Origin of the sequence: Streptomyces sp. NPDC059169, from assembly GCF_042755225.1 — a bacterium.
Taxonomy (GTDB): domain Bacteria; phylum Actinomycetota; class Actinomycetes; order Streptomycetales; family Streptomycetaceae; genus Streptomyces.
Genome location: NZ_JBHZCF010000007.1, coordinates 94964 through 114580, shown reverse-complemented (window position 1 = coordinate 114580; position 19617 = coordinate 94964). Strand labels below are relative to the sequence as shown.

16 protein-coding genes and 1 tRNA gene are annotated in these 19617 nt (G+C 69.3%); 9 read left to right on the top strand and 8 right to left on the bottom strand.

From position 1 onward, the window contains the following. The first annotated feature begins 1301 nt into the window (after positions 1–1301). The 3 genes from ACFXOM_RS15285 to ACFXOM_RS15275 all read left to right on the top strand — a co-directional run bounded on the left by ACFXOM_RS15285 (position 1302) and on the right by ACFXOM_RS15275 (position 5103). Positions 1302–2507: a PLP-dependent cysteine synthase family protein gene (locus tag ACFXOM_RS15285; RefSeq protein WP_384944117.1), complete on the top strand. Its 1206-nt coding sequence runs from the start codon at positions 1302–1304 to the stop codon at positions 2505–2507. Continuing rightward, on the top strand, positions 2504–3808 hold the full coding sequence (locus ACFXOM_RS15280) for an MDR family MFS transporter (protein ID WP_385038111.1): 1305 nt from the start codon (positions 2504–2506) through the stop codon (positions 3806–3808). Before ACFXOM_RS15285 ends, ACFXOM_RS15280 begins: the two co-directional genes overlap by 4 nt. 77 nt (positions 3809–3885) lie before the next feature. Further along, a complete protein-coding gene (locus tag ACFXOM_RS15275) occupies positions 3886–5103 on the top strand; it encodes a DUF1015 family protein (RefSeq protein WP_385038109.1) in 1218 nt (405 codons plus the stop codon). Between the two features lie 224 nt (positions 5104–5327). Here ACFXOM_RS15275 and ACFXOM_RS15270 read toward each other — a convergent pair whose 3' ends face one another. The 4 genes from ACFXOM_RS15270 to ACFXOM_RS15255 form a co-directional block, all read right to left on the bottom strand. Next, on the bottom strand, positions 5328–6209 hold the full coding sequence (locus tag ACFXOM_RS15270; RefSeq protein ID WP_385038107.1) for a F510_1955 family glycosylhydrolase: 882 nt from the start codon (positions 6207–6209) through the stop codon (positions 5328–5330). Positions 6210–6296: 87 nt separating this feature from the next. Next, the gene (locus ACFXOM_RS15265) at positions 6297–7031 is read right to left on the bottom strand and encodes a hypothetical protein (protein ID WP_384929587.1); all 735 of its coding nucleotides are present in this window, start codon (positions 7029–7031) and stop codon (positions 6297–6299) included. 164 nt (positions 7032–7195) lie between these two features. Next, entirely contained in the window at positions 7196–7633 is a 438-nt protein-coding gene (locus tag ACFXOM_RS15260; RefSeq protein ID WP_384929591.1) for a DUF6153 family protein, read from the bottom strand. Positions 7634–8069: 436 nt separating this feature from the next. Further along, a tRNA-Leu gene (locus ACFXOM_RS15255) sits at positions 8070–8153 on the bottom strand. A 394-nt stretch (positions 8154–8547) separates the two neighbouring features. On the opposite strand from ACFXOM_RS15255, the gene ACFXOM_RS15250 reads away from it, so the two are divergent. From ACFXOM_RS15250 to pknB, 6 genes are all read left to right on the top strand, one after another. Then, positions 8548–9390: an FhaA domain-containing protein gene (locus ACFXOM_RS15250; RefSeq protein ID WP_384929593.1), complete on the top strand. Its 843-nt coding sequence runs from the start codon at positions 8548–8550 to the stop codon at positions 9388–9390. A 10-nt stretch (positions 9391–9400) separates the two neighbouring features. Further along, positions 9401–9910 (top strand): FHA domain-containing protein, encoded by a 510-nt coding sequence (locus tag ACFXOM_RS15245; RefSeq protein ID WP_384929596.1) that lies wholly within the window; start codon positions 9401–9403, stop codon positions 9908–9910. A gap of 135 nt (positions 9911–10045) precedes the next feature. Continuing rightward, positions 10046–11533: a PP2C family protein-serine/threonine phosphatase gene (locus ACFXOM_RS15240; RefSeq protein ID WP_384929599.1), complete on the top strand. Its 1488-nt coding sequence runs from the start codon at positions 10046–10048 to the stop codon at positions 11531–11533. A gap of 27 nt (positions 11534–11560) precedes the next feature. Next, positions 11561–12970 (top strand): FtsW/RodA/SpoVE family cell cycle protein, encoded by a 1410-nt coding sequence (locus ACFXOM_RS15235; protein ID WP_384944000.1) that lies wholly within the window; start codon positions 11561–11563, stop codon positions 12968–12970. Beyond that, positions 12967–14427: a peptidoglycan D,D-transpeptidase FtsI family protein gene (locus tag ACFXOM_RS15230; RefSeq protein ID WP_385038104.1), complete on the top strand. Its 1461-nt coding sequence runs from the start codon at positions 12967–12969 to the stop codon at positions 14425–14427. Before ACFXOM_RS15235 ends, ACFXOM_RS15230 begins: the two co-directional genes overlap by 4 nt. A 180-nt stretch (positions 14428–14607) precedes the next feature. Beyond that, positions 14608–16587, top strand: a complete 1980-nt coding sequence (pknB, locus tag ACFXOM_RS15225; protein ID WP_384943997.1) for a Stk1 family PASTA domain-containing Ser/Thr kinase — start codon at positions 14608–14610, stop codon at positions 16585–16587. Between the two features lie 378 nt (positions 16588–16965). Here the strand turns inward: pknB and ACFXOM_RS15220 are convergent, their stop codons facing one another. The 4 genes from ACFXOM_RS15220 to ACFXOM_RS15205 are packed head-to-tail and all read right to left on the bottom strand — an operon-like array spanning position 16966 to position 19594. Next, positions 16966–17640, bottom strand: a complete 675-nt coding sequence (locus ACFXOM_RS15220) for a class E sortase (RefSeq protein WP_384929609.1) — start codon at positions 17638–17640, stop codon at positions 16966–16968. Between the two features lie 39 nt (positions 17641–17679). Then, the gene (locus ACFXOM_RS15215; protein WP_384929611.1) at positions 17680–18801 is read right to left on the bottom strand and encodes a class E sortase; all 1122 of its coding nucleotides are present in this window, start codon (positions 18799–18801) and stop codon (positions 17680–17682) included. Further along, a complete protein-coding gene (locus tag ACFXOM_RS15210) occupies positions 18798–19436 on the bottom strand; it encodes an aminodeoxychorismate/anthranilate synthase component II (RefSeq protein ID WP_384929614.1) in 639 nt (212 codons plus the stop codon). Before ACFXOM_RS15210 ends, ACFXOM_RS15215 begins: the two co-directional genes overlap by 4 nt. Continuing rightward, the gene (locus ACFXOM_RS15205) at positions 19433–19594 is read right to left on the bottom strand and encodes a hypothetical protein (protein ID WP_384929616.1); all 162 of its coding nucleotides are present in this window, start codon (positions 19592–19594) and stop codon (positions 19433–19435) included. The genes ACFXOM_RS15210 and ACFXOM_RS15205 overlap by 4 nt, the downstream gene beginning before the upstream one ends. Between the last annotated feature and the right edge of the window lie 23 nt (positions 19595–19617).

The window sequence follows — 19617 nt, the reverse complement described above, 5'->3', positions numbered from 1 at the left end:
GGGTAGCGGTTAGCATCACGGCATGGTTACGGCCTGGTCTCCCTCCGGCTCGCGGTTCCGCGCTTCTGCAGGGCCGCTGGGTCTGATGTGGTTGGCTGTGCTGCTGCTCAGCGTCGCGTTCACGCATGGCGTGAGCGCGGAGAGCGCCGGGGGCCATGTGACGGCCGGCGTCACCGCGCCGGTGCAGGTGTCCGCGGGGATTCACGAGGGGCGCGCGAGCGGGACCGGAAGCAGTGACGATGTCGCGTACGCGTTGACAGAGGTCGCAGCCGTCGACAGCCGTCACCATGGTGACGGCTCTTCCCATCCGGCTCAGGGATGCGTATCCGGCCAGCCGCAGCAGGGCCCGGATCTGGCGGCTCCCTGTCTGGCCCCAATGGATTGGGCGTCTCCCACGGACGTCCATACAGTGGGGAAGTCCGGCTCGTCCCGGCTTGAGTCGGCCGTTCCGCCATCGACGGGTGCGGGAAACCCAGTAGTTCAGCAGGTCTAGATTCCGGCGTCCCCGACCGGTCGCCGCCTCCCAGCATCGACAACCCCCTCCCCTGCCGGGCGGGTTGGTCGAATGCGGCCGGTTCCCGGCACTCCAGACGCCCGTAGGTCGCACTCTCGTGCGCTGAGCGGGATCTCCGGTGCCTGCGCGGAACCCTGCTGATCTCTGTCTGCCGCTCACCTCCTGCGAGGTGAGAAGCGGCCGTCATCCGGAGGAACCATGCCGTTCCACCCTCCTCTGCACTCTCACCTCAGCCGCCCTGCTGCCAGTGGTTTATGGCTGCTTCGCCTGATGGCCTTGGTCCTCGGCGGGCTGCTCCTCTGGGGGTGCGCCTGCTCTGCAACGCATGACAGCGACCGTCATACGCACGGTCAGATGCCGGTGTCGTCCGGCCACCGCCCGGTTGTGGCAGAAGTCGTCGAGCGGGAGATGCCCGATGGGCCGCATCCACACCCCGGCGCTGCTTGCGAGCCGTACGTGGTTGGCCAATTGCTGCCGCACGCCAGGCAGTTGTTCACGGACACGGCGGTCTTGGCGGTCTTCACCGGAGTGGCTGCTGGGGTGACTGCCGCCGTGGCCGTCCGTCAGCAGGCCGCGTCTCCCGAGGGCGGCAGATCCCGGATACGGCGTTCAGGCCGGTTCACACTCACCGTCGTCTGTCGGTGGCGGATCTAGACCGGTGCTTTCGCGGCCCGGCGACAGAGGCCGCCGCGTGCTGCCACCGGGCCGCGGCGCATGCCTCGTCCTGGTCCGGGCGGCGCGCGAGATGAGCACCCCCGTCACGCCATCACTGAATCGAGAGCGGAAGATGCACCCGCACACCACCGAAGACATCACACCCTCCACCCGCTCAGCCCTTTCCGGGCTCGTTGGCAACACCCCGGTTCTCCGGATTTCCGAGCCCTTCGCCCCCGCCGATCGCGGGTTCTGGGCAAAGCTGGAGGGCTTCAACCCCGGCGGAATCAAGGACCGCCCCGGCCTGCACATGGTCAAGCGGGCCCGTGCCCGCGGTGACCTGCGCACCGGCGGCAGGATCATCGAGTCCACCAGCGGCACCCTCGGCCTCGGCCTGGCCCTGGCCGGCATGGTCTACGGCCACCCGGTCACGTTGGTCACGGACCCGGGGCTCGAGCGGTCCATGACGCAGCTGCTCACCGCATATGGCGCCCAGGTCAACGTCGTCTCCGAACCTCACCCCACCGGCGGCTGGCAACAGGCGCGGCGCGACCGGGTCGCCCAGCTGATGAAGCAGCACCCCGGCTCGTGGTGCCCGGACCAGTACAACAACCCCGACAACACCACCGCCTACACCCCGCTCGCGCTGGAGCTGGCGTCCGGCTTGGGCCCTATCGATGTGCTGGTGTGCAGCGTGGGCACCGGCGGGCACTCCGCCGGCGTCTCCCGCGTTCTGCACCACCTCTACCCGGAGATGAAGCTCGTCGGCGTCGACACCATCGGCTCGACCATCTTCGGGCAGGCCGCCCGCACCCGGCTGATGCGCGGCCTGGGCTCAAGCATCTACCCCCGCAACGTCGCCTACGGCAACTTCAGCGAGGTCCACTGGGTAGCCCCCCACGAGTCCGTGTGGACCTGCCGCCAGCTCGCCTCGTCGCACTACGCCACCGGCGGCTGGAGCGTGGGGGCGGTCGCCCTGGTGGCCGGATGGCTCGCCCGCACCCTGCCCGCGGACACGAACATTGCGGCAATCTTCCCCGACGGCCCCCAGCGGTACCTCGGCACGGTCTACGACGACGACTACTGCGCCGCCCACGGCCTGCTCGACTCCCCACCGTCCGTCGAACCGGAGGTGATCGGCCGCCTGGACGAGAAGGAGGTCACCCGTTGGACCCGGTGCACCAACGTGGTCGACCCGCTCACCCTGTCCGACCCGACGCAGAAGAACGAGGTGGTCGACCTGCCCGCTGAATCCAGCGCGGAATCCGACGTGCCGGTGGAGACCGGGGCTGTCGAGAAGCTCGCTCAGTCCGACGCGCCGCAGGAGGGGAACCGGTGAAAGGGACCATCGCTCAGGTGCGCTCCTACGAGCGCAGCGTTCAGCTGTTGATGGTGAACCAGTTCACCATCAACCTCGGCTTCTACATGCTGATGCCTTACCTGGCTGCACACTTGGCGGGGCCCCTTGGCCTCGCGGGCTGGCTGGTCGGGCTGATCCTCGGCGTGCGCAACTTCAGCCAGCAGGGCATGTTCCTGATCGGCGGAACACTGGCCGACCGCCTCGGCTACAAGCCGATGATCATCGCAGGAATGGTGCTGCGCGTCGTTGGCTTCGCCACCCTCGGACTGGTCGACTCCGTAGCCGCCCTGATCGCCGCGTCCGCCGCGACAGGCCTGGCCGGGGCCCTTTTCAACCCCGCCAGCCGGGCCTACTTGGCCGCAGACGCGGGCGAGCGCCGGATCGAAGCCTTCGCGCTGTTCAACGTCTTCTACCAGGCCGGAATCCTGCTCGGTCCGCTGGTGGGAATGCTGCTGACCGGCGTCGACTTCCGCATCACCTGCCTGGTGGCAGCGGGAATCTTCGCTCTGCTGAGCATCGTGCAGATCCGGGCGCTGCCCGCCCGCCGGGGCGACGACGCGAAGGACGAGAAGGACGGCCCGCGCGAGAGCGTGCTCACCCAGTGGCTCGGCATCCTGGCCAACCGCCCGTTTCTTCTCTTCTCCGTGGCCATGATCGGCTCGTACGTCATGACCTTCCAGGTCTACCTGGCGCTCCCGCTGGAGGTCCGGCGCCTGGGCGGAGAAGGGCAATTCGGCACGGCCGCGGTAGCGGTGCTGTTCGCCGTCTCGGGGCTGAGCACGGTCCTCTTCCAGACGAAGGTCACCGCCTGGTGCAAGGCCCGTATGGAGCCGGGCTACGCGCTCACCTGGGGGCTGCTGGCGATGGGGGTGGCCTTCCTGCCCCTCCTTGTTGCCACAGCGGTGCCCGTGCCCGGCGGCGGAACGGCACTGTGGCTGCTTGCTGCAGCGCCGCCGGCGCTGTCCGCCCTGCTGCTGGCTCTGGGCACGATGATTGCCTACCCGTTCGAGATGGACACCATCGTCCGTCTCGCCGGCGACCGCTTGGTGGCCACCCACTACGGGCTGTACAACACCATCTGTGGTGTCGGTATCGCGCTCGGTAATCTGCTCACCGGTGCGGCGCTGGACGCCGCCCGGGCAGCCGGCGTCTCCGCGCTCCCGTGGATCGCGCTGTGCTCCCTCGGCTTGGCCTGTGCCGCCGCCCTGTACGGACTGCACCGCACCGGCCGCCTGGCGCCGCCCGTGCGCGAGGCGCAGCCCGAGCCCGTGACGGCCTGACCGACGGTTCCGCGCCGGAGGGGCGAGCGAGTCCGCCTGCCCCTCCGGCCGACCGCACCCACTTCCAGGAGCACCTGATGCCGACCCCTGCTCTCCCGTCCCCAACCGGCCTGCATTTGCGTCCTTTTCGGGCCGTGCGCTACAACCCGGCCCAGGCTGGTGATCTGTCCCACGTGATCAGCCCGCCCTACGACGACATCGGACCCGCCCGTGCACGCTCCCTGCGAGTGAGGCCCCATCACATCACCCAGTTGCTGCACGCTGACGATCCGCGGACCGCCGCCGGTCAGCTGGACCGCTGGCGGCAGCGTGGCGTACTGGTCCGGGACGCCCAGCCCGCCATCTACGTCTACCAGCAGCAGCGCGGCGCGCGGATCCTGCAACGTGGACTGATCGGTGAACTGCGCCTGGCCCCCGGTACGACCGGCTCCGTTCTCCCCCACGAGGACGTACAGCCCCATGTGGTCCGGCAGCGCGCCGGATCCATGGCCGCTCTGCGCGCCCAGCTGGAACCGCTACTGCTGACCTACCGTTCCACCGAGTCGACGACGGCTCGGATCGTCGATCACGTCACCCGTCGTCCACCGGCGGCTGTCGCCCGTACCGGCGCGATCACCCACACGCTGTGGGCCTGCACCGCCCCAGGCGAGCAAATCCTCATCACCGCCGGCTTGGCACGGTGCCGCGCTCTCATCGCCGATGGCCACCACCGCCACGCGGCCTGCCTGCGGTTGAGCGAGGGGGAAGGGCTGAGTCCGTGGCGGAGCAGCCTTGCTCTGCTGGTCGACTCCACCACCCATCCGCTGCGGTTGTCCGCGATCCACCGGGTGATGCCGGGCCTGGAGCCGGAGAAGGCCGCGGCGGCCGCCGCGGATGTGGCCCAGGTGCGGCAGTTGCCCGGACCGCGTCTGCCGGAGCCCGGGGAACTGGTGCTCGCCGGATCCGGCCGGGCCTGGGCGATCACCGCCCCCGAACCGGAGGCGCTGCACGGGGCTCTGAACCACCGGCCACCGCAATGGCATCAACTGGCCGCGGCCGTCACCGATCACCTCCTTCTGGACCGTGCCTGGTCGGTGCCCGACCTGCCGGGTGCCATACGCCATGTGCACGACGCAGACCAGGCGGTGGCCTGCGTGGCCGCACCGGGCAACGGCGCCGCGGTCCTGCTGCCCACGGTCACCGAGGACACCGTGTGGGACCTGGTCGGCGCAGGAGTGCTGCTGCCCCGGAAATCGACCTCGTTCGGCCCCAAGCCGGCCGCCGGGCTCGCCCTGCGCGTCGTCGACGCACCGTAGACGACGCCGTGCGCCCGTCCGGAACGACACTCCCAATGCCCCGGGCGCCGGGCCGGGCCCGGAGCAGGCCCTGGCTTCGTCACGGTGGTGCAACTCCGCGACGCGCAGCCCACGTCAGGGCGCGCGGTATCGACGGATGTGAGGGCATGCGCTGGCACGGCACCACTCCCGGGACGGTCCTGGGCAAGGGGGTGGTGCCGTGGGGCCGCTCCAGGCCGTGTTGATCAGTGACCGTCCCCGGCGTCGACCTCGAGCCGCTTGGTGAAGGTCCTGCCGCCGTCCCGGGACTCGTGCACGCCGGTCTGGGTGGCGGCCAGGATGTGCCGGGCGTCGACCGCTGTGAGCGCCTGGGCCTGTCCGCCGGGCACCGTGCCCGCCTTCTGCCAGGTGGCACCGCCGTCGGTGCTCCGGTGCAGCCCGCCCGAGTCGTCGAGTCCGTACAGCACCTCGGACGCCCACGAGAGGAAGGCCATCGCCGGCTGCTGGCCTGCCGCGAAGGTCCTGCCGCCGTCGGTGCTCTTCGCGATCCCGTCGGCGGTGGTGGCCAGCACGATGGCCGGGTCGTCGGGGCTGACGGCGATGTCCAGCGCCTGGGGACGGGCGCGGTCGTCCCAGGCGGCTCCGTCCTTGCTGACGCGCAGCAGGGCGTTGGTGCTGTCGTAGCCGTAGATGGTGTCGTGGGCGTATTCGAGAGCATGGAAGTCGACTTCGCCGGCCAGCGAGCGGGTCTTCCAGGTCTGCCCGGAATCGGTGCTCTCGATCAGCCCGCGGTTGGCGGGACCGCCAGTGCCGGCGGCGGGGTGGCCACTGGCCAGGAAGGTCTTCGCCTTGGTCACGGTGAAGCCCATGAAGTCGTCCTTGCTGGTGCCTACCGGCCGGGCCGAACCGTCCTTGCCGAGCGTGAGGACGCCTTCGTGGGTGGCGACGTAGAGCCGACGGTCGGCGGGGTCGATGCCGAGGCCGTGCACGTGACCGTGCACCACGGCGGATGGTTCCGTGTCGGCAGTGCCGGTTCCGGAGTCGGAGTTGCCGGAGCAGGCAGTCAGCGCGAGCCCCAGTGCGAGGATCGCGGTGGCGGCGAGAGGCCGCTTGGCTGTGTTCGTCATTTTCCTCGTCCTGCCGGGGATGGGGGCTTTGCCCGACGTGCGGGCCAGGACGGCAGGGACAGGTTCCCTGCCGTCCTATCGGTTCCGTCAGTGGCTGTGGCCGTCGCCGTGTCCGGTTGACTCACCTCCTCCGCTGCCCCCCTTCGGGGTGACGCTTGCGGCTGGAGCATCCGGCGCAGGAGTACTGGGTGCTTCCTGCTGTTTGTGCTCGGGTTCCTCCGCGGTGCCATGGCTGTGTCCGCCTCCCTCCCCGGGCTCGCCCATGGAAGCTGCGACGTACCGCAGACCGAAGAACGTGACGACAGCGGCGATGAGCACGGTCAGCCCCACCATGCTGAAGATGCGCTGCCAGGGTGTGTCCGCGTCCTTGATGACGTACGCGACGAATGACACGGCCAGCCCCAGTGGGACCAGAACGGCACCGCGCGCCGGGAAGTCGTCGAAGTGCTGGAGACCGCCGCTGAGCATGCCGATGCCGAACGACAGCGTGAGCGAGGCTAGGACCACAACCAGCATGCGAGGCGGGCCGGGCCGGTCACGGGTCAGCACGAATTCGTTGAGGATCGTGGCGGCCAAGAAGACCAGGGCACCGTAGAAGGCGATCCGCGCATAGCGGTCGGGGTCGAGTGGGTGGTGCACCACTGCTCCGCTGATGAGGCCGGCACCGACGAAGTAGCCGACGTATCCGAGGTAGCGGGCGGGCAGGGACATCCGCCGGGCCCGGCGGGTGCGGGCCCTGCGCAGTGCTGCCCGCCCACCCACAGGATCGGCGGTCGTAGCGGGGGCGGGCCTGTCGATGAGCTGGGACGAGGACAAGAGCATGGCTCCTTGGCGGGTCCGGCGGCCGTGGCGGCGCCGTGGCATGGCAAAGGGAAGCGGGAGACAGCGGGACGTCCTGCAGGTGTGCGGGAAGGCGTCACGCGCAATGCCGGACCGGGCAGGGAGGGCGAAGACGACCGTCCGCCGCAGTCGCGGGGAGCCGGAATCTAGATCAGCTGGATGACTGAGTGCGCCGTACTTCGGGGCGGGGGGAGCGCCGACCGGTCCCCGGGCAGGCTCGACTTCCCGACCACGGTCAGCAGGCAGAACGAATGCAGGTCGAGCGGCGCCGGAGCGGGAGCCGGCAGACCGGATCCCTGCTGCGGCTGCCCCGACACGCACTCGCCGGCCGGGTGGGAATCCTGATCGCCACCGTCATGACCGGGCGACGTGGGCTGATCGTCCTCCCGCGCCGCGTCGGAGCCCGGCACGAAGTGCGCCGCAGGCATGGCGGCACTGGTGGTCGCGTGACTCGCGGCGGTCTCGGCGCTCACGCCGTGCGTGTACAGCAAGCCGAACAGCAGGACCGCCAGCCACAGCACGCGCAGCGGACCGGCCGCCAGGCCGGTCCGAGGCTTGCTGGATGGCGTCCAGGCCGTGACCATGCGCCGAGCCTAGCCGCAAGCCTGCCGTCAGCGTCCCGCGGCCCCGACGGGTGGGGGCTGCGGTCGGCTGCGCTCGCCACGGCCCGCACCGGGCTCAGTCCAGACAACGCCGAGGCGGAACCGGATATAGCTGAGCGCCGCCCTCCCGCCGCCGCAAGAAGAAAACCCCTGGGCACCCGGACCCCCGAGGGTTACCTCACCAGACGACGACGTAAGACGAGTCACACCCCAGCAAGCCGACCGAGACCAGCCGAAGGCCGACGACCGGAGGCGCGGAACCGAACTGCCCGGCGGCTCCCCAGTCGCCGGGCAGTCACGCGTACAAGCCGCACCACACCCACCTGACCAACAAGGAAAAGCGAAACGGTCGGCATCGTGATCACGATGCCGACCGTTTCGTCGGTGTTACCAGGACACTTTCATCGGTGTCCCTCTGTGCGCGAGGGGGGAGTTGAACCCCCACGCCCTTGCGGGCACTGGAACCTGAATCCAGCGCGTCTGCCTATTCCGCCACCCGCGCATTGGGTGTTGCCGCTCTGGCCTCGCATCCGCTTGGTGCGGGCGCCTTGCGACATGCAGAAGATTAGCACGCTGGGGAGGGTGCATTCACATCCGTTTGTTTCAGGCCCCCCGCGACAGAAGAGGAAGAGGGTTGGAAGAGCCGGAACCGACGATTGGAAGGACGGACCGTACAGCAGGTGGGCGGGCGGACCGCAGCCGCTCTCGCCGAGCACGCCTCACCCGCTCCTCCAGGGTGCTCCCGGAGTGCGGGACACTGTGAGGAGGCCGCCTCTACGATCCGTGTGAGAGGTGACACTCATCGACGGGCCAGACAAGGGGAACCAGCCGATTTCCCGACGCGTGGATACGATCAGTAAGCAGTACCAGGGCGACAACGACGGAGGAGGTGCCCCATGGGAGTCATGAAGCGGTTCGAACAGCGACTCGAAGGCCTGGTCAACGGCACCTTCGCCAAGGTCTTCAAGTCCGAGGTCCAGCCGGTCGAGATCGCGGGCGCCCTCCAGCGCGAGTGCGACAACAACGCGACCATCTGGAACCGGGACCGCACCGTCGTCCCCAACGACTTCATCGTGGAGCTGAGCACGCCGGACTACGAGCGCCTCAGCCCCTACTCCGGTCAGCTCGGTGACGAGCTCTCCGGCCTGGTCCGGGACTACGCCAAGCAGCAGCGCTACACCTTCATGGGACCGATCAAGGTCCACCTGGAGAAGGCGGACGACCTCGACACCGGTCTGTACCGGGTGCGCAGCCGCACGCTCGCATCGAGTACGTCACAGTCGCCCGACCGCGCCCCGCTCGGCCCGTCCGCGCCGCAGGGAGGTGCGCGCGGCGGCTACGGCTACCCGCCGACCGCTGCGCCGCCCATGCCGTCGGCCCCGCCGCCCGGCGCGGGGCGCACCGGTCCAAGCGCACCCGCCGGCCGCCCCACGGCCCCCGGCGGGATGTCGGGCACCCAGGTGCGCCGCTGGATCGAGATCAACGGCACCCGCCACCAGATCTCCCGCGCCACCATGGTGCTGGGCCGCAGCACCGACGCCGACGTGCGGATCGACGACCCCGGCGTATCGCGCCGCCACTGCGAGATCCGGACCGGAACGCCCTCGACGATCCAGGATCTCGGGTCCACGAACGGCATCGTGGTAGACGGGCAGCACACCACCCGCGCTACGCTCCGCGACGGCTCGCGGATCGTCGTGGGCAGCACCACCATCGTTTACCGGCAAGCCGAAGGGTGAAGCGGGGGCAATGTCAGAGCTGACCCTGACGGTCATGCGGCTGGGTTTCCTGGCCGTTCTGTGGCTGTTCGTCATCGTGGCCGTACAGGTCATCCGCAGCGACCTGTTCGGTACGCGCGTCACGCAACGCGGCTCGCGGCGCAACGCAGAGGCGAGGCCGCAGCAGGCCCGCCAGCCCGCGGCGCCTCCGCAGCAACGCCAGCAGTCGGCGCGGCAGCGCCGCGGTGCGCCCACCAAGCTGGTCGTCTCCGAGGGATCCCTCACGGGCACCACGGTCGCCCTCCAGGGCCAGACCATTACGCTGGGCCGCGCGCACGATTCCACGATCGTGCTGGACGACGACTACGCATCCAGTCGACACGCCAGGATCTACCCGGACCGTGACGGCCAGTGGATCGTCGAGGATCTCGGGTCCACGAACGGCACCTATCTCGACCGGACCCGGCTCACCACCCCGACGCCGATTCCGCTGGGCGCGCCGATCCGCATCGGCAAGACCGTCATCGAGCTGCGGAAGTAGTACGACAATGAGCGAGCGGAGCGAGCGAGCCGCAGCGGTCCCGGCAGCGGACCGGGGCTGGCTCCCGACCGGAGGGTGGGCAGTGTGGCTCGAGACCGGCTGTACCCCGAGGCAGCGTCGACAGGGCAGGTGCGCATGAGTCTGTCACTGCGCTTCGCCGCCGGATCGCACAAAGGCATGATCCGGGAGGGCAACGAGGACTCCGGCTACGCCGGCCCGCGCCTCCTCGCGATCGCCGACGGTATGGGCGGCCAGGCGGCCGGGGAAGTGGCCTCCTCCGAGGTCATCTCGACCCTGGTCCAGCTCGACGACGACATCCCGGGTTCTGACCTCCTCACCTCGCTCGGCACGGCCGTACAGCGCGCCAACGAGCAGCTGCGGGTCATGGTCGAGGAGGATCCGCAGCTCGAGGGCATGGGGACCACCCTCACCGCGCTGCTCTGGACCGGTCAGCGGCTCGGCCTCGTGCACGTCGGCGACTCCCGGGCCTACCTGCTCCGCGACGGTGTCCTCACCCAGATCACCCAGGACCACACCTGGGTGCAGCGGCTCGTCGACGAGGGACGGATCACCGAGGAAGAAGCGATCACCCATCCCCAGCGCGCCCTGCTGATGCGCGCGCTGGGCAGCGGCGACCACGTCGAGCCCGACCTCTCCATCCGCGAGGTCAGGGCCGGAGACCGCTACCTGATCTGCTCCGACGGCCTGTCCGGAGTCGTCTCCCACCAGACGCTGGAAGAGACCCTGGCCAGCTACCAGGGCCCGCAGGAGACCATCCAGGAGCTGATCCAGCTCGCCCTGCGCGGCGGCGGCCCGGACAACATCACCTGCATCGTGGCGGACGTCCTCGACACCGAGTCGGGCGACACCCTCGCCGGGCAGCTCAACGAGACGCCGGTCGTGGTCGGCGCGGTCGCCGAGAACCAGAACCAGCTGAACGACGGCGCGGCCATGCAGACGCCGGCGGGCCGCGCGGCGGGGCTCGGCCGCCCCGTCCCGCCGCCGGCGGGCGGCGGCTTCGGCCCGCCCGGCAGCGGTGGCGACGTCGGCTACGACGGGATGCCGCCGGAGGGCAGCTTCGGCTCGTACACGGACGAGGACTTCGCCAAGCCGCGCTCCGGCCGGAAGTGGCTGAAGAGATCCTTCTACATCGCACTGGCGCTGGCCGTGGTGGGTGGTGGCCTGTACGGCGGCTACACCTGGACCCAGACGCAGTACTACGTGGGCGCCAAGGACGAGCACGTCGCCCTGTACCGGGGCATCAGCCAGGACCTCGCTTGGGTCTCGCTCTCACGGGTCGAGAAGGACCACCCCGAGATCGAACTCAAGTACCTGCCGGCCTACCAGCAGAAGCAGGTCAAGGAGACCATCGCCGAGGGCAGCCTCGGTAATGCCCGAGACAAGATCGAGGAGCTCGCCACCCAGGCTTCGGCCTGCAAGAAGGACGAGCAACGCCGCGCCGCGGACCGTGCGGCGGCCACAACGCCGACCGGTGAGGGCCAGGCCGGAACCAAGCCCTCGACCCAGTCAGCCCCGACCAAGCCGACCGCAGCTACTCCCACTCCGAGCCCCACCCTCTCGGAGGAGGAGCAGAAGCTGGCCTCGAACTGCGGCAAGCAGTAAGCACCCGTAGGGGGGCCTTTCTCCACCATGAGCGTTGTCACCAACACGACCACGATCGGCGCGATCGAACTGCCGAGCCGCCGGAACACCGAGCTGGCGCTCCTCGCGTTCGCCGTCGTCATCCCGGTGTTCGCGTACGCCAACGTGGGCCTCGCGCTGACCGGCAGCGTGCCCACCGGCATGATCGGATACGGCCTCGGCCTCGGCCTGCTGGCGGGCGTGGCCCACCTCGTGGTGCGCAAGTTCGCCAAGTACGCCGACCCGCTGCTGCTGCCCCTGGCCACGCTGCTCAACGGGCTCGGGCTCGTGATCATCTGGCGCCTGGACCAGTCCCAGCGGCTGATCCAGCGCGCCGAGCGGCTGTTCGGCGGCTTCAGTCCGGATGCTCCCAAGCAGCTGATCTATTCGGCGATCGGCATCGCGCTCTTCGTCGGCGTGCTGCTGATCCTCAAGGACCACCGGATCCTGCAGCGCTACACGTACATCTCGATGGCGGCGTCGCTCGTCCTGCTGATTCTCCCGATGTTCTTCCCCGCCGTGAACGGAGCCAAGATCTGGATCAGTCTCGGTCCCTTCACGATCCAGCCGGGTGAGTTCGCGAAGATCGTCATTGCGGTCTTCTTCTCCGGCTACCTCATGGTGAAACGCGACGCCCTTGCCCTGGCCAGTCGCCGTTTCATGGGGCTCTACCTGCCACGGGGACGTGACCTCGGACCGATCCTGGTCGTCTGGGCCATGTCGATCCTCATCCTCGTGTTCGAGACCGATCTCGGTACCTCGCTGCTGTTCTTCGGCATGTTCGTGATCATGCTGTACGTCGCCACCGAACGCACCAGCTGGATCGTCTTCGGTCTGCTGATGTCCGCGGTCGGCGCGGTCGGCGTCGCCACCTTCGAATCGCACGTCCAGCAGCGCATCCAGGCCTGGCTCGACCCCTTCGCGCAGAAGACCCTCGAGCAGAGCGACCAGATCGCCCAAGCACTGATGTCCTTCGGTGCCGGCGGCACCCTCGGCACCGGACTGGGCCAGGGCAACTCCGACCTCATCGGCTTCGCCGCGAACTCCGACTTCATCCTCGCGACCTTCGGCGAGGAGCTCGGCCTCGCCGGGATGATGGCCTTCCTGCTGCTCTACGGGCTGATCGTGGAACGCGGCGTACGGACCGCGCTCGCCGCACGCGACCCCTTCGGCAAGCTCCTCGCCGTCGGTCTCTCCGGCGCCTTCGCCATCCAGATCTTCGTCGTCGCCGGCGGCGTCATGGGCCTCATTCCGCTGACCGGTATGACGATGCCGTTCGTTGCGTACGGCGGCTCGTCCGTGATCGCCAACTGGGCGCTCATCGGCATCCTGATCCGCATCAGTGACACCGCCCGCCGCCCCGCGCCGGCACCCGCCCCGTCCCCCGACGCCGAGATGACCCAGGTGGTCCGCCCGTGAACAAGCCCCTGCGCCGGATCGCCGTTTTCTGCGGACTGCTCGTCCTCGCCCTGTTGGTCCGCACCAACTGGCTCCAGTACGTCCAGGCCGAGGACTTGAACACCAACAGCAAGAACCGGCGGGTCCAGATCGAGCGGTACGCCGCGGAGCGCGGCAACATCATCGTGGGCGGCAAGCCCATCACCGGATCCGTCGCGACGGACGACACCGACTTCAAGTACAAGCGCACCTACGTCGACGGCCCCATGTGGGCCCCCGTCACCGGCTACGCCTCGCAGGCCTACGACGCCAACCAGTTGGAGAAGCTCGAGGACGGCATCCTCACCGGCAACGACGACCGGCTGTTCTTCGACCGGACCATGTCCATGTTCACGGGCGACCAGAAGAAGGGCGGCAACGTCGTCACGACGCTGAACGCCGACGCCCAGAAGGCCGCCTTCAAGGGACTCGGCAGCAAGAAGGGCGCCGTCGCCGCCATCGACCCGCAGACCGGGAAGATCCTCGCGCTCGCCTCCACGCCGTCGTACGACCCCTCGTCCTTCGCCGGTTACTCGGCGAAGGACGAGAAGAACTGGCTCGCGCTGGAGAAGGACAAGGACAAGCCGAAGCTGAACCGCGCGCTGCGCGAGACCTACCCGCCCGGCTCCACGTTCAAGGTCGTCACGGCCGCCGCCGCTTTGGAGAACGGCGTGGTCACGGACATCAACGCCGCCACTGACACCCCCGAGCCCTACCTCATCCCGCTGTCCCGCACGCCGATGGTCAACCACGCGCCCGGTTGTGAGAAGGCGAGCCTGAACGAGGCTCTGAGGGTGTCCTGCAACTCCGTCTTCGCGAACATGGGCGACAAGGTCGGCCGGGACAAGATGGTCGAGATGGCCCAGAAGTTCGGTTTCAACAACCCCGAGGTCGACACACCGGTCCGCGCCTCCGCGTCCGTCTACAACAAGACCATGGACCGGGGCGGCAACGCGTTGTCGTCGATCGGCCAGTTCGACACGGCCACCACGCCGCTGCAGATGGCCATGGTGACGGCGGCGATCGCCAACGACGGCAAGCTGATGAAGCCGTACATGGTCGACCAGCTCTCGGCACCCAACCTCGACGTGCTGCAGAAGACCGAGCCCGAGGAGATGAGCCGCCCGATCTCGGAGAAGAACGCGCAGCTGCTCCAGGAGATGATGGAGAACGTCGTCCAGAACGGCACCGGCAAGAACGCGCGGATCGACGGCGTGACGATCGGCGGCAAGACCGGTACCGCCCAGCACGGTGTCGGGAACAGCAAGCGCCCGTACGCGTGGTTCATCTCCTACGCCAAGACCGACCAGGGTTCCCCGGTCGCGGTCGCCGTCGTGGTCGAGGACTCCGCAGGCACTTCGCGGGACGACATCAGTGGTGGCGGGCTGGCCGCGCCCATCGCCAAGGACGTGATGGAGGCCGTGCTGAGCAAGAAGTGACGCCGATCACTGTCCTGGCCCTGTCCCGCCTCATACCCGCACAATGCGATACCGGACGGATATCAGGTCCCGGCCATGGGCGGTTACGGCGCTGCCTGCCCGGTAGCGTATGCGCGAACAGCACACCGCCGGAGCGCACAGACGGGTGCGGTCGGGACTGACGGAGAGGGCTGGAACAGTATGGAAGAGCCGCGTCGCCTCGGCGGCCGGTACGAGCTGGGCTCGGTGCTCGGCCGTGGTGGCATGGCCGAGGTCTACCTCGCCCACGACACCCGGCTCGGTCGCACTGTCGCCGTGAAGACGCTGCGGGCCGACCTGGCCCGCGACCCGTCGTTCCAGGCCCGTTTCCGCCGTGAGGCCCAGTCCGCCGCGTCGCTGAATCATCCTGCGATCGTCGCCGTGTACGACACCGGCGAGGACTACGTCGACGGGGTGTCCATCCCGTACATCGTGATGGAGTACGTGGACGGCTCCACGCTCAGGGAGCTCCTGCACTCCGGGCGCAAGCTGCTGCCCGAGCGCACGCTCGAGATGACCATCGGCATCCTCCAGGCCCTCGAGTACTCGCACCGCAACGGCATCGTCCACCGCGACATCAAGCCGGCGAACGTGATGCTGACCCGCACCGGTCAGGTCAAGGTCATGGACTTCGGCATCGCGCGCGCCATGGGCGACGCGGGCATGACGATGACGCAGACCGCGGCCGTCATCGGGACCGCCCAGTACCTCTCCCCCGAGCAGGCCAAGGGTGAGCAGGTCGACGCGCGCTCCGACCTCTACTCCACCGGCTGCCTGCTCTACGAGCTGCTGACGGTACGGCCGCCCTTCATCGGGGATTCTCCGGTCGCGGTGGCCTACCAGCACGTGCGCGAGGAACCCCAGCCGCCCAGCAACTTCGACCCCGAGATCACGCCCGAGATGGACGCGATCGTGCTGAAGGCTCTGGTCAAGGACCCCGACTACCGGTACCAGTCCGCCGACGAGATGCGGGCGGACATCGAGGCGTGCCTCGACGGCCAGCCGGTCGCGGCAACCGCGGCGATGGGTGCGGTCGGCTACGGCGGTGGATACGGCGACGACCGGCCCACGACGGCGATGCGCCCGACCGATCCGGCCGGGCAGACGTCGATGCTGCCTCCCATGAACCCGGACGACGGCGGTTACGGCGGGTACGACGACCGTCCGGACCGGCGGCGCCAGAAGAAGTCGAACACGTCGACGATCCTGCTGGTACTCGCAGGCATCCTCGTCCTGGTCGGGGCCATCCTCATCGGCAAGTCGGTGTTCGGCGGGGGCGGTGGCGACGGCGAGATCGAGGTGCCCCAGCTCATCGGCAAGCCCTTCAAGGAAGCCCAGCAGCTGGGGAAGAACGCCGGGGTCACCGTCGTCCAGTCCGGCGAGGATCGCTGTGACCAGCCGAAGGGCAGCGTCTGCAGCCAGAACCCGGGGACCGGCAAGATGAAGGAGGGCGAGACCATCTCGGTCGTCGTCTCCCAGGGCGCGCCGCAGGTCAAGGTGCCCGACGTCACCGAGAAGTCCGAGGAGAACGCCCGGGCGGTGCTCAAGAAGGAGGGCTTCCAGATCGACACCAAGTCGGTCGAGTCCGACCAGGAGCCCGGCACCGTCGTCTCCCAGACCCCGTCGGGCGGGACCCAGGCGGAGAAGGGCGCGACGGTCACCCTGGAGATCGCGAAGAAGGTCACGGAGCCGGTACCGGACGTCGTCGGCCAGCAGTTCGACGCGGCGAACGGCCAGCTGACGACCCTCGGCTACAAGGTGGAGCGCCGGGACGTCGACTCCGAGCAGCCCGCGGGCGAGGTCATCGCCCAGAACCCGACGGCCGGCTCCAAGGAGGCCAAGGGCATCACGGTCACGCTGCGCGTGTCCAAGGGTCCGCAGCAGCAGCAGACCCAGGTTCCCGAGGTCCGGGGCAAGCGGGTCGGCGAGGCCAAGCAGATCCTGGCGTCGTTCGGCTTCAAGAACGTCGCGTTCTCGCCGGGCAGCTCCCCCGATGACAACGCGCTCGTCGCAGGGATGGATCCGCAGCCGGGCACCCAGGTCGACCCGAAGAACACGACGATCACGCTCCAGACGATCGGCGGGGGCGGCAACAACGGCGGCAACAACGGCGGAGGCTTCTTCGGCGGGGGCAACGGCTAGCCGCTCCGACGCGGTCCTGCGGATGCGCCCGATGCAGGGAGAGAGCCCCGGCACCCTCGGTGGGAGCCGGGGCTCGATCGTTCCGCCGGCTGATCCGTCCGTCCGCCGTCATCCGTCCGCCGTCATCCGCCCGTCAGGCAGGTCGCGTCTGCCGTCTCCGTTCCGCCGCCGCCGGCGCACCGTTGCTCCGGCGGCCCGGGCCTCCCAGCGGTGCGGCTCCCCGCGTCGTGGCGCGGGTGACGGTCCGGGCCGGCCCGGGGTGCACTGGGACCGGCCGGAGCCCGGTACGGCCCCGCGAGCAGCTCCAGGCGGCTTCCTGCGACGGTTTCGGCCGCCACCCGGCCGTGGGGGTTTCGGTCGCCGCCCGGCCGCGTGGAGTCAGCGCAGCTCTGCCGGCGGCGTACGGTCCCTGTCGACCTTCTCCGTGCGCTCCAGCTCGCCCCACACGACGTAGCGGTAGTCCGAGGTGTACATCGGCGTGCAGGTCGTCAACGTGATGTAGCGGCCGGGCTTCTCCCTGCCCGACTCCGTCGGGATGGGCTGGAGCACGTCCACGTTGTACTTGGACGTCTCCTTGAGGTCCTTGAAGACCTTGTAGACGTACCAGGTGTCCCTGGTCTCGAAGACGATCGAGTCCCCGGTCTTGACCTTGTGGATGTTGTGGAACTTGGCCCCGTGGCCGTCGCGGTGCGCGGCGAGCGTGAAGTTGCCCTGCTTGTCGGTCGGCAGGGCCGATGCGATCGGCTCGGTGTAGTAGCCCGCGACACCACCATTGAGGGTGGCGGCGTCGGTACCCTTCTTGACGAGCACCTCTCCGGTCTGCATGGCGGGGACGTGGAGGAAGCCGATGCCGTCCTTGGTGTCCAGCGCGCCCGGTCCGCCGGCCCAGCGGTCACGCACCCGGGTGATCTCTTTCTTCGCCTCGCGGTCGGCGAGTACGTTCGTCCACCACAGCGAGTAGACGACGAAGAGGGCCAGCAGCAGCCCCACGGTGATCAACAGCTCGCCGAAGACACCGATGACGCCGGCGATCCGGCTGCGTGCACGTGCCACTGCGCCTGTCCCTGTCCTGTTCTGAGTACGACCCGTCCGTCAGCCGACGAGCGCGTCCGGCTTGCCCTTGCTGCGCGGGCGTTCGTCGACCATCTTGCCCCACACGATCATTCGGTACGTACTCGTGAACTCGGGCGTGCACGTCGTCAGCGTGATGTAGCGGCCGGGTGCCGTGAAGCCCGAGCCGCCGGGTATGGGCGCGATCACGTCGACGTTCGACGGTGGGGTCTGCGGCAGGATGCTGACCATCTTGTACGTGTAGTACCTGTCCTGCGTCTCGACCACGATCGGGTCACCGGGCGAGAGCCGGTTGATGTAGCGGAACGGTTCGCCGTGGGTGTTCCGGTGCCCGGCGACCGCGAAGTTGCCCTGCTTGTCCTCGGGCATGGCGGTCTTGAGCGTGCCCTCGCCGTAGTGGCCCACCATGCCGCGATCGAGCACCCGGTGCTTGTCGATGCCCTCCGCGATCGGGACGACCACGTCGAGCTTGGGGATGTACATGATGGCGAAGCCCTGGCCGGGCTCGAAGGCACCGGGCGCGCGGCCCTTCGCCCACTGGTCCTGGATCTTGCTGGCCGCGGCGTTCGCCTGCTGTCCTGCGAGGACGTTCGTCCACCACAGCTGGTACGCGACGAACAGCAGCATGAGCACGCCGACGGTGATGAAGAGCTCTCCGAAGACCCTGCTGGCGATGACGGCGGGGCTGTCCTTCGCCGCTCTGGCGGCCCGGCGTGCCTCGACCCGGGAGAGCGGCGTGCCCTCGGCGGACGGGGCGGGGGTGGACACGCCCGCCGGTTTGCCGGAGGCGCGGCGGCGGCCGCCGCGGGACTTGGCGGCGCGTCGGCGCTCGGCGCGGCCTCCCGTGGGCTGCTCGGGCACGCCCGCCGCTCGGCTGGTGTCCGCCGCCGTCCGGAGCGCGACGGTCTCGTCGACGGGCACGGGTGAGGGCGCGGGGACGAACGCCGCCGCGGGGTCAGGAGCCGGCACCCGCTCCGGTCCCGGACCGAAGTCCGCCGGGACCTGCTGCTGTCCGTACCAGCCCTGGTGGTACGGCTCACGGTCGTCCGCAGGGTACTGGGGGTGGCCGGACCACTCCTGAGGCTCCTGCTGCTCGGGCACGCCCGAGCCCTGGAGCCACGGCGATCCCCCCTGGGCGTTCACGCCAGGGCCTTGCCCACCACTGGCGCGAGCCCGGCGGAACGTCCCACTGCGCCCGTGTCACCACATTGTTCCAGCCAGTTGGCGAGCATGAGGTGGCCGTACTCCGTCAGCACGGACTCGGGATGGAACTGCACGCCCTCAACGGCCAGCTCCCGGTGCCGCAGGCCCATGATGATGCCGTCCTCGGTGCGCGCGGTGACCTCGAGCACGTCGGGCACCGTCGCCGGCTCCGCGGCCAGCGAGTGGTAGCGCGTGGCGGTGAAGGGCGAGGGCAGCCCGGTGAAGACGCCCTTGCCCTCGTGCAGCACCAGCGAAGTCTTCCCGTGCAGCAGCTCCGGAGCACGGTCGACGACGCCGCCGTACGCCACGGCCATGGACTGCATGCCGAGGCAGACGCCGAAGACGGGAACACCGGTCGCGGCGCAGTGGCGGACCATCTCGATGCAGACCCCCGCCTGCTCGGGCGCACCCGGGCCGGGCGACAGCAGGACCCCGTCGAAGCCGTCCTGCGCGTGCGATGTGGACACCTCGTCGTTGCGCACGACCTCGCACTCGGCACCCAACTGGTACAGGTACTGGACGAGGTTGAAGACGAAGCTGTCGTAGTTGTCGACGACGAGAATGCGCGCGCTCACTGGCCGTCCACCGTCACGTCGTTGAACGGAAGAAGTGGCTCCGCCCAGGGGAACACGTACTGGAACAGCGCATAGACGACCGCGAGGATCAGCACGAGCGAGATGAACGCCCGCGCCCATGCGTTGCCCGGCAGATGTCGCCAGATCCAGCCGTACATGCTGTCCCTTTCCTTTCGGTACC

Excerpts from the sequence above, each read along its gene's own strand:
- ACFXOM_RS15285 (WP_384944117.1), top strand. The coding sequence starts at position 1,302 with ATGCACCCGCACACCACCGAAGACATCACACCCTCCACCCGCTCAGCC.
- ACFXOM_RS15275 (WP_385038109.1), top strand. The coding sequence starts at position 3,886 with ATGCCGACCCCTGCTCTCCCGTCCCCAACCGGCCTGCATTTGCGTCCT.
- ACFXOM_RS15270 (WP_385038107.1), bottom strand. The coding sequence starts at position 6,209 with ATGACGAACACAGCCAAGCGGCCTCTCGCCGCCACCGCGATCCTCGCA.
- ACFXOM_RS15265 (WP_384929587.1), bottom strand. The coding sequence starts at position 7,031 with ATGCTCTTGTCCTCGTCCCAGCTCATCGACAGGCCCGCCCCCGCTACG.
- ACFXOM_RS15260 (WP_384929591.1), bottom strand. The coding sequence starts at position 7,633 with ATGGTCACGGCCTGGACGCCATCCAGCAAGCCTCGGACCGGCCTGGCG.
- ACFXOM_RS15250 (WP_384929593.1), top strand. The coding sequence starts at position 8,548 with ATGGGAGTCATGAAGCGGTTCGAACAGCGACTCGAAGGCCTGGTCAAC.
- ACFXOM_RS15245 (WP_384929596.1), top strand. The coding sequence starts at position 9,401 with ATGTCAGAGCTGACCCTGACGGTCATGCGGCTGGGTTTCCTGGCCGTT.
- ACFXOM_RS15240 (WP_384929599.1), top strand. The coding sequence starts at position 10,046 with ATGAGTCTGTCACTGCGCTTCGCCGCCGGATCGCACAAAGGCATGATC.
- ACFXOM_RS15235 (WP_384944000.1), top strand. The coding sequence starts at position 11,561 with ATGAGCGTTGTCACCAACACGACCACGATCGGCGCGATCGAACTGCCG.
- pknB (WP_384943997.1), top strand. The coding sequence starts at position 14,608 with ATGGAAGAGCCGCGTCGCCTCGGCGGCCGGTACGAGCTGGGCTCGGTG.
- ACFXOM_RS15205 (WP_384929616.1), bottom strand. The coding sequence starts at position 19,594 with ATGTACGGCTGGATCTGGCGACATCTGCCGGGCAACGCATGGGCGCGG.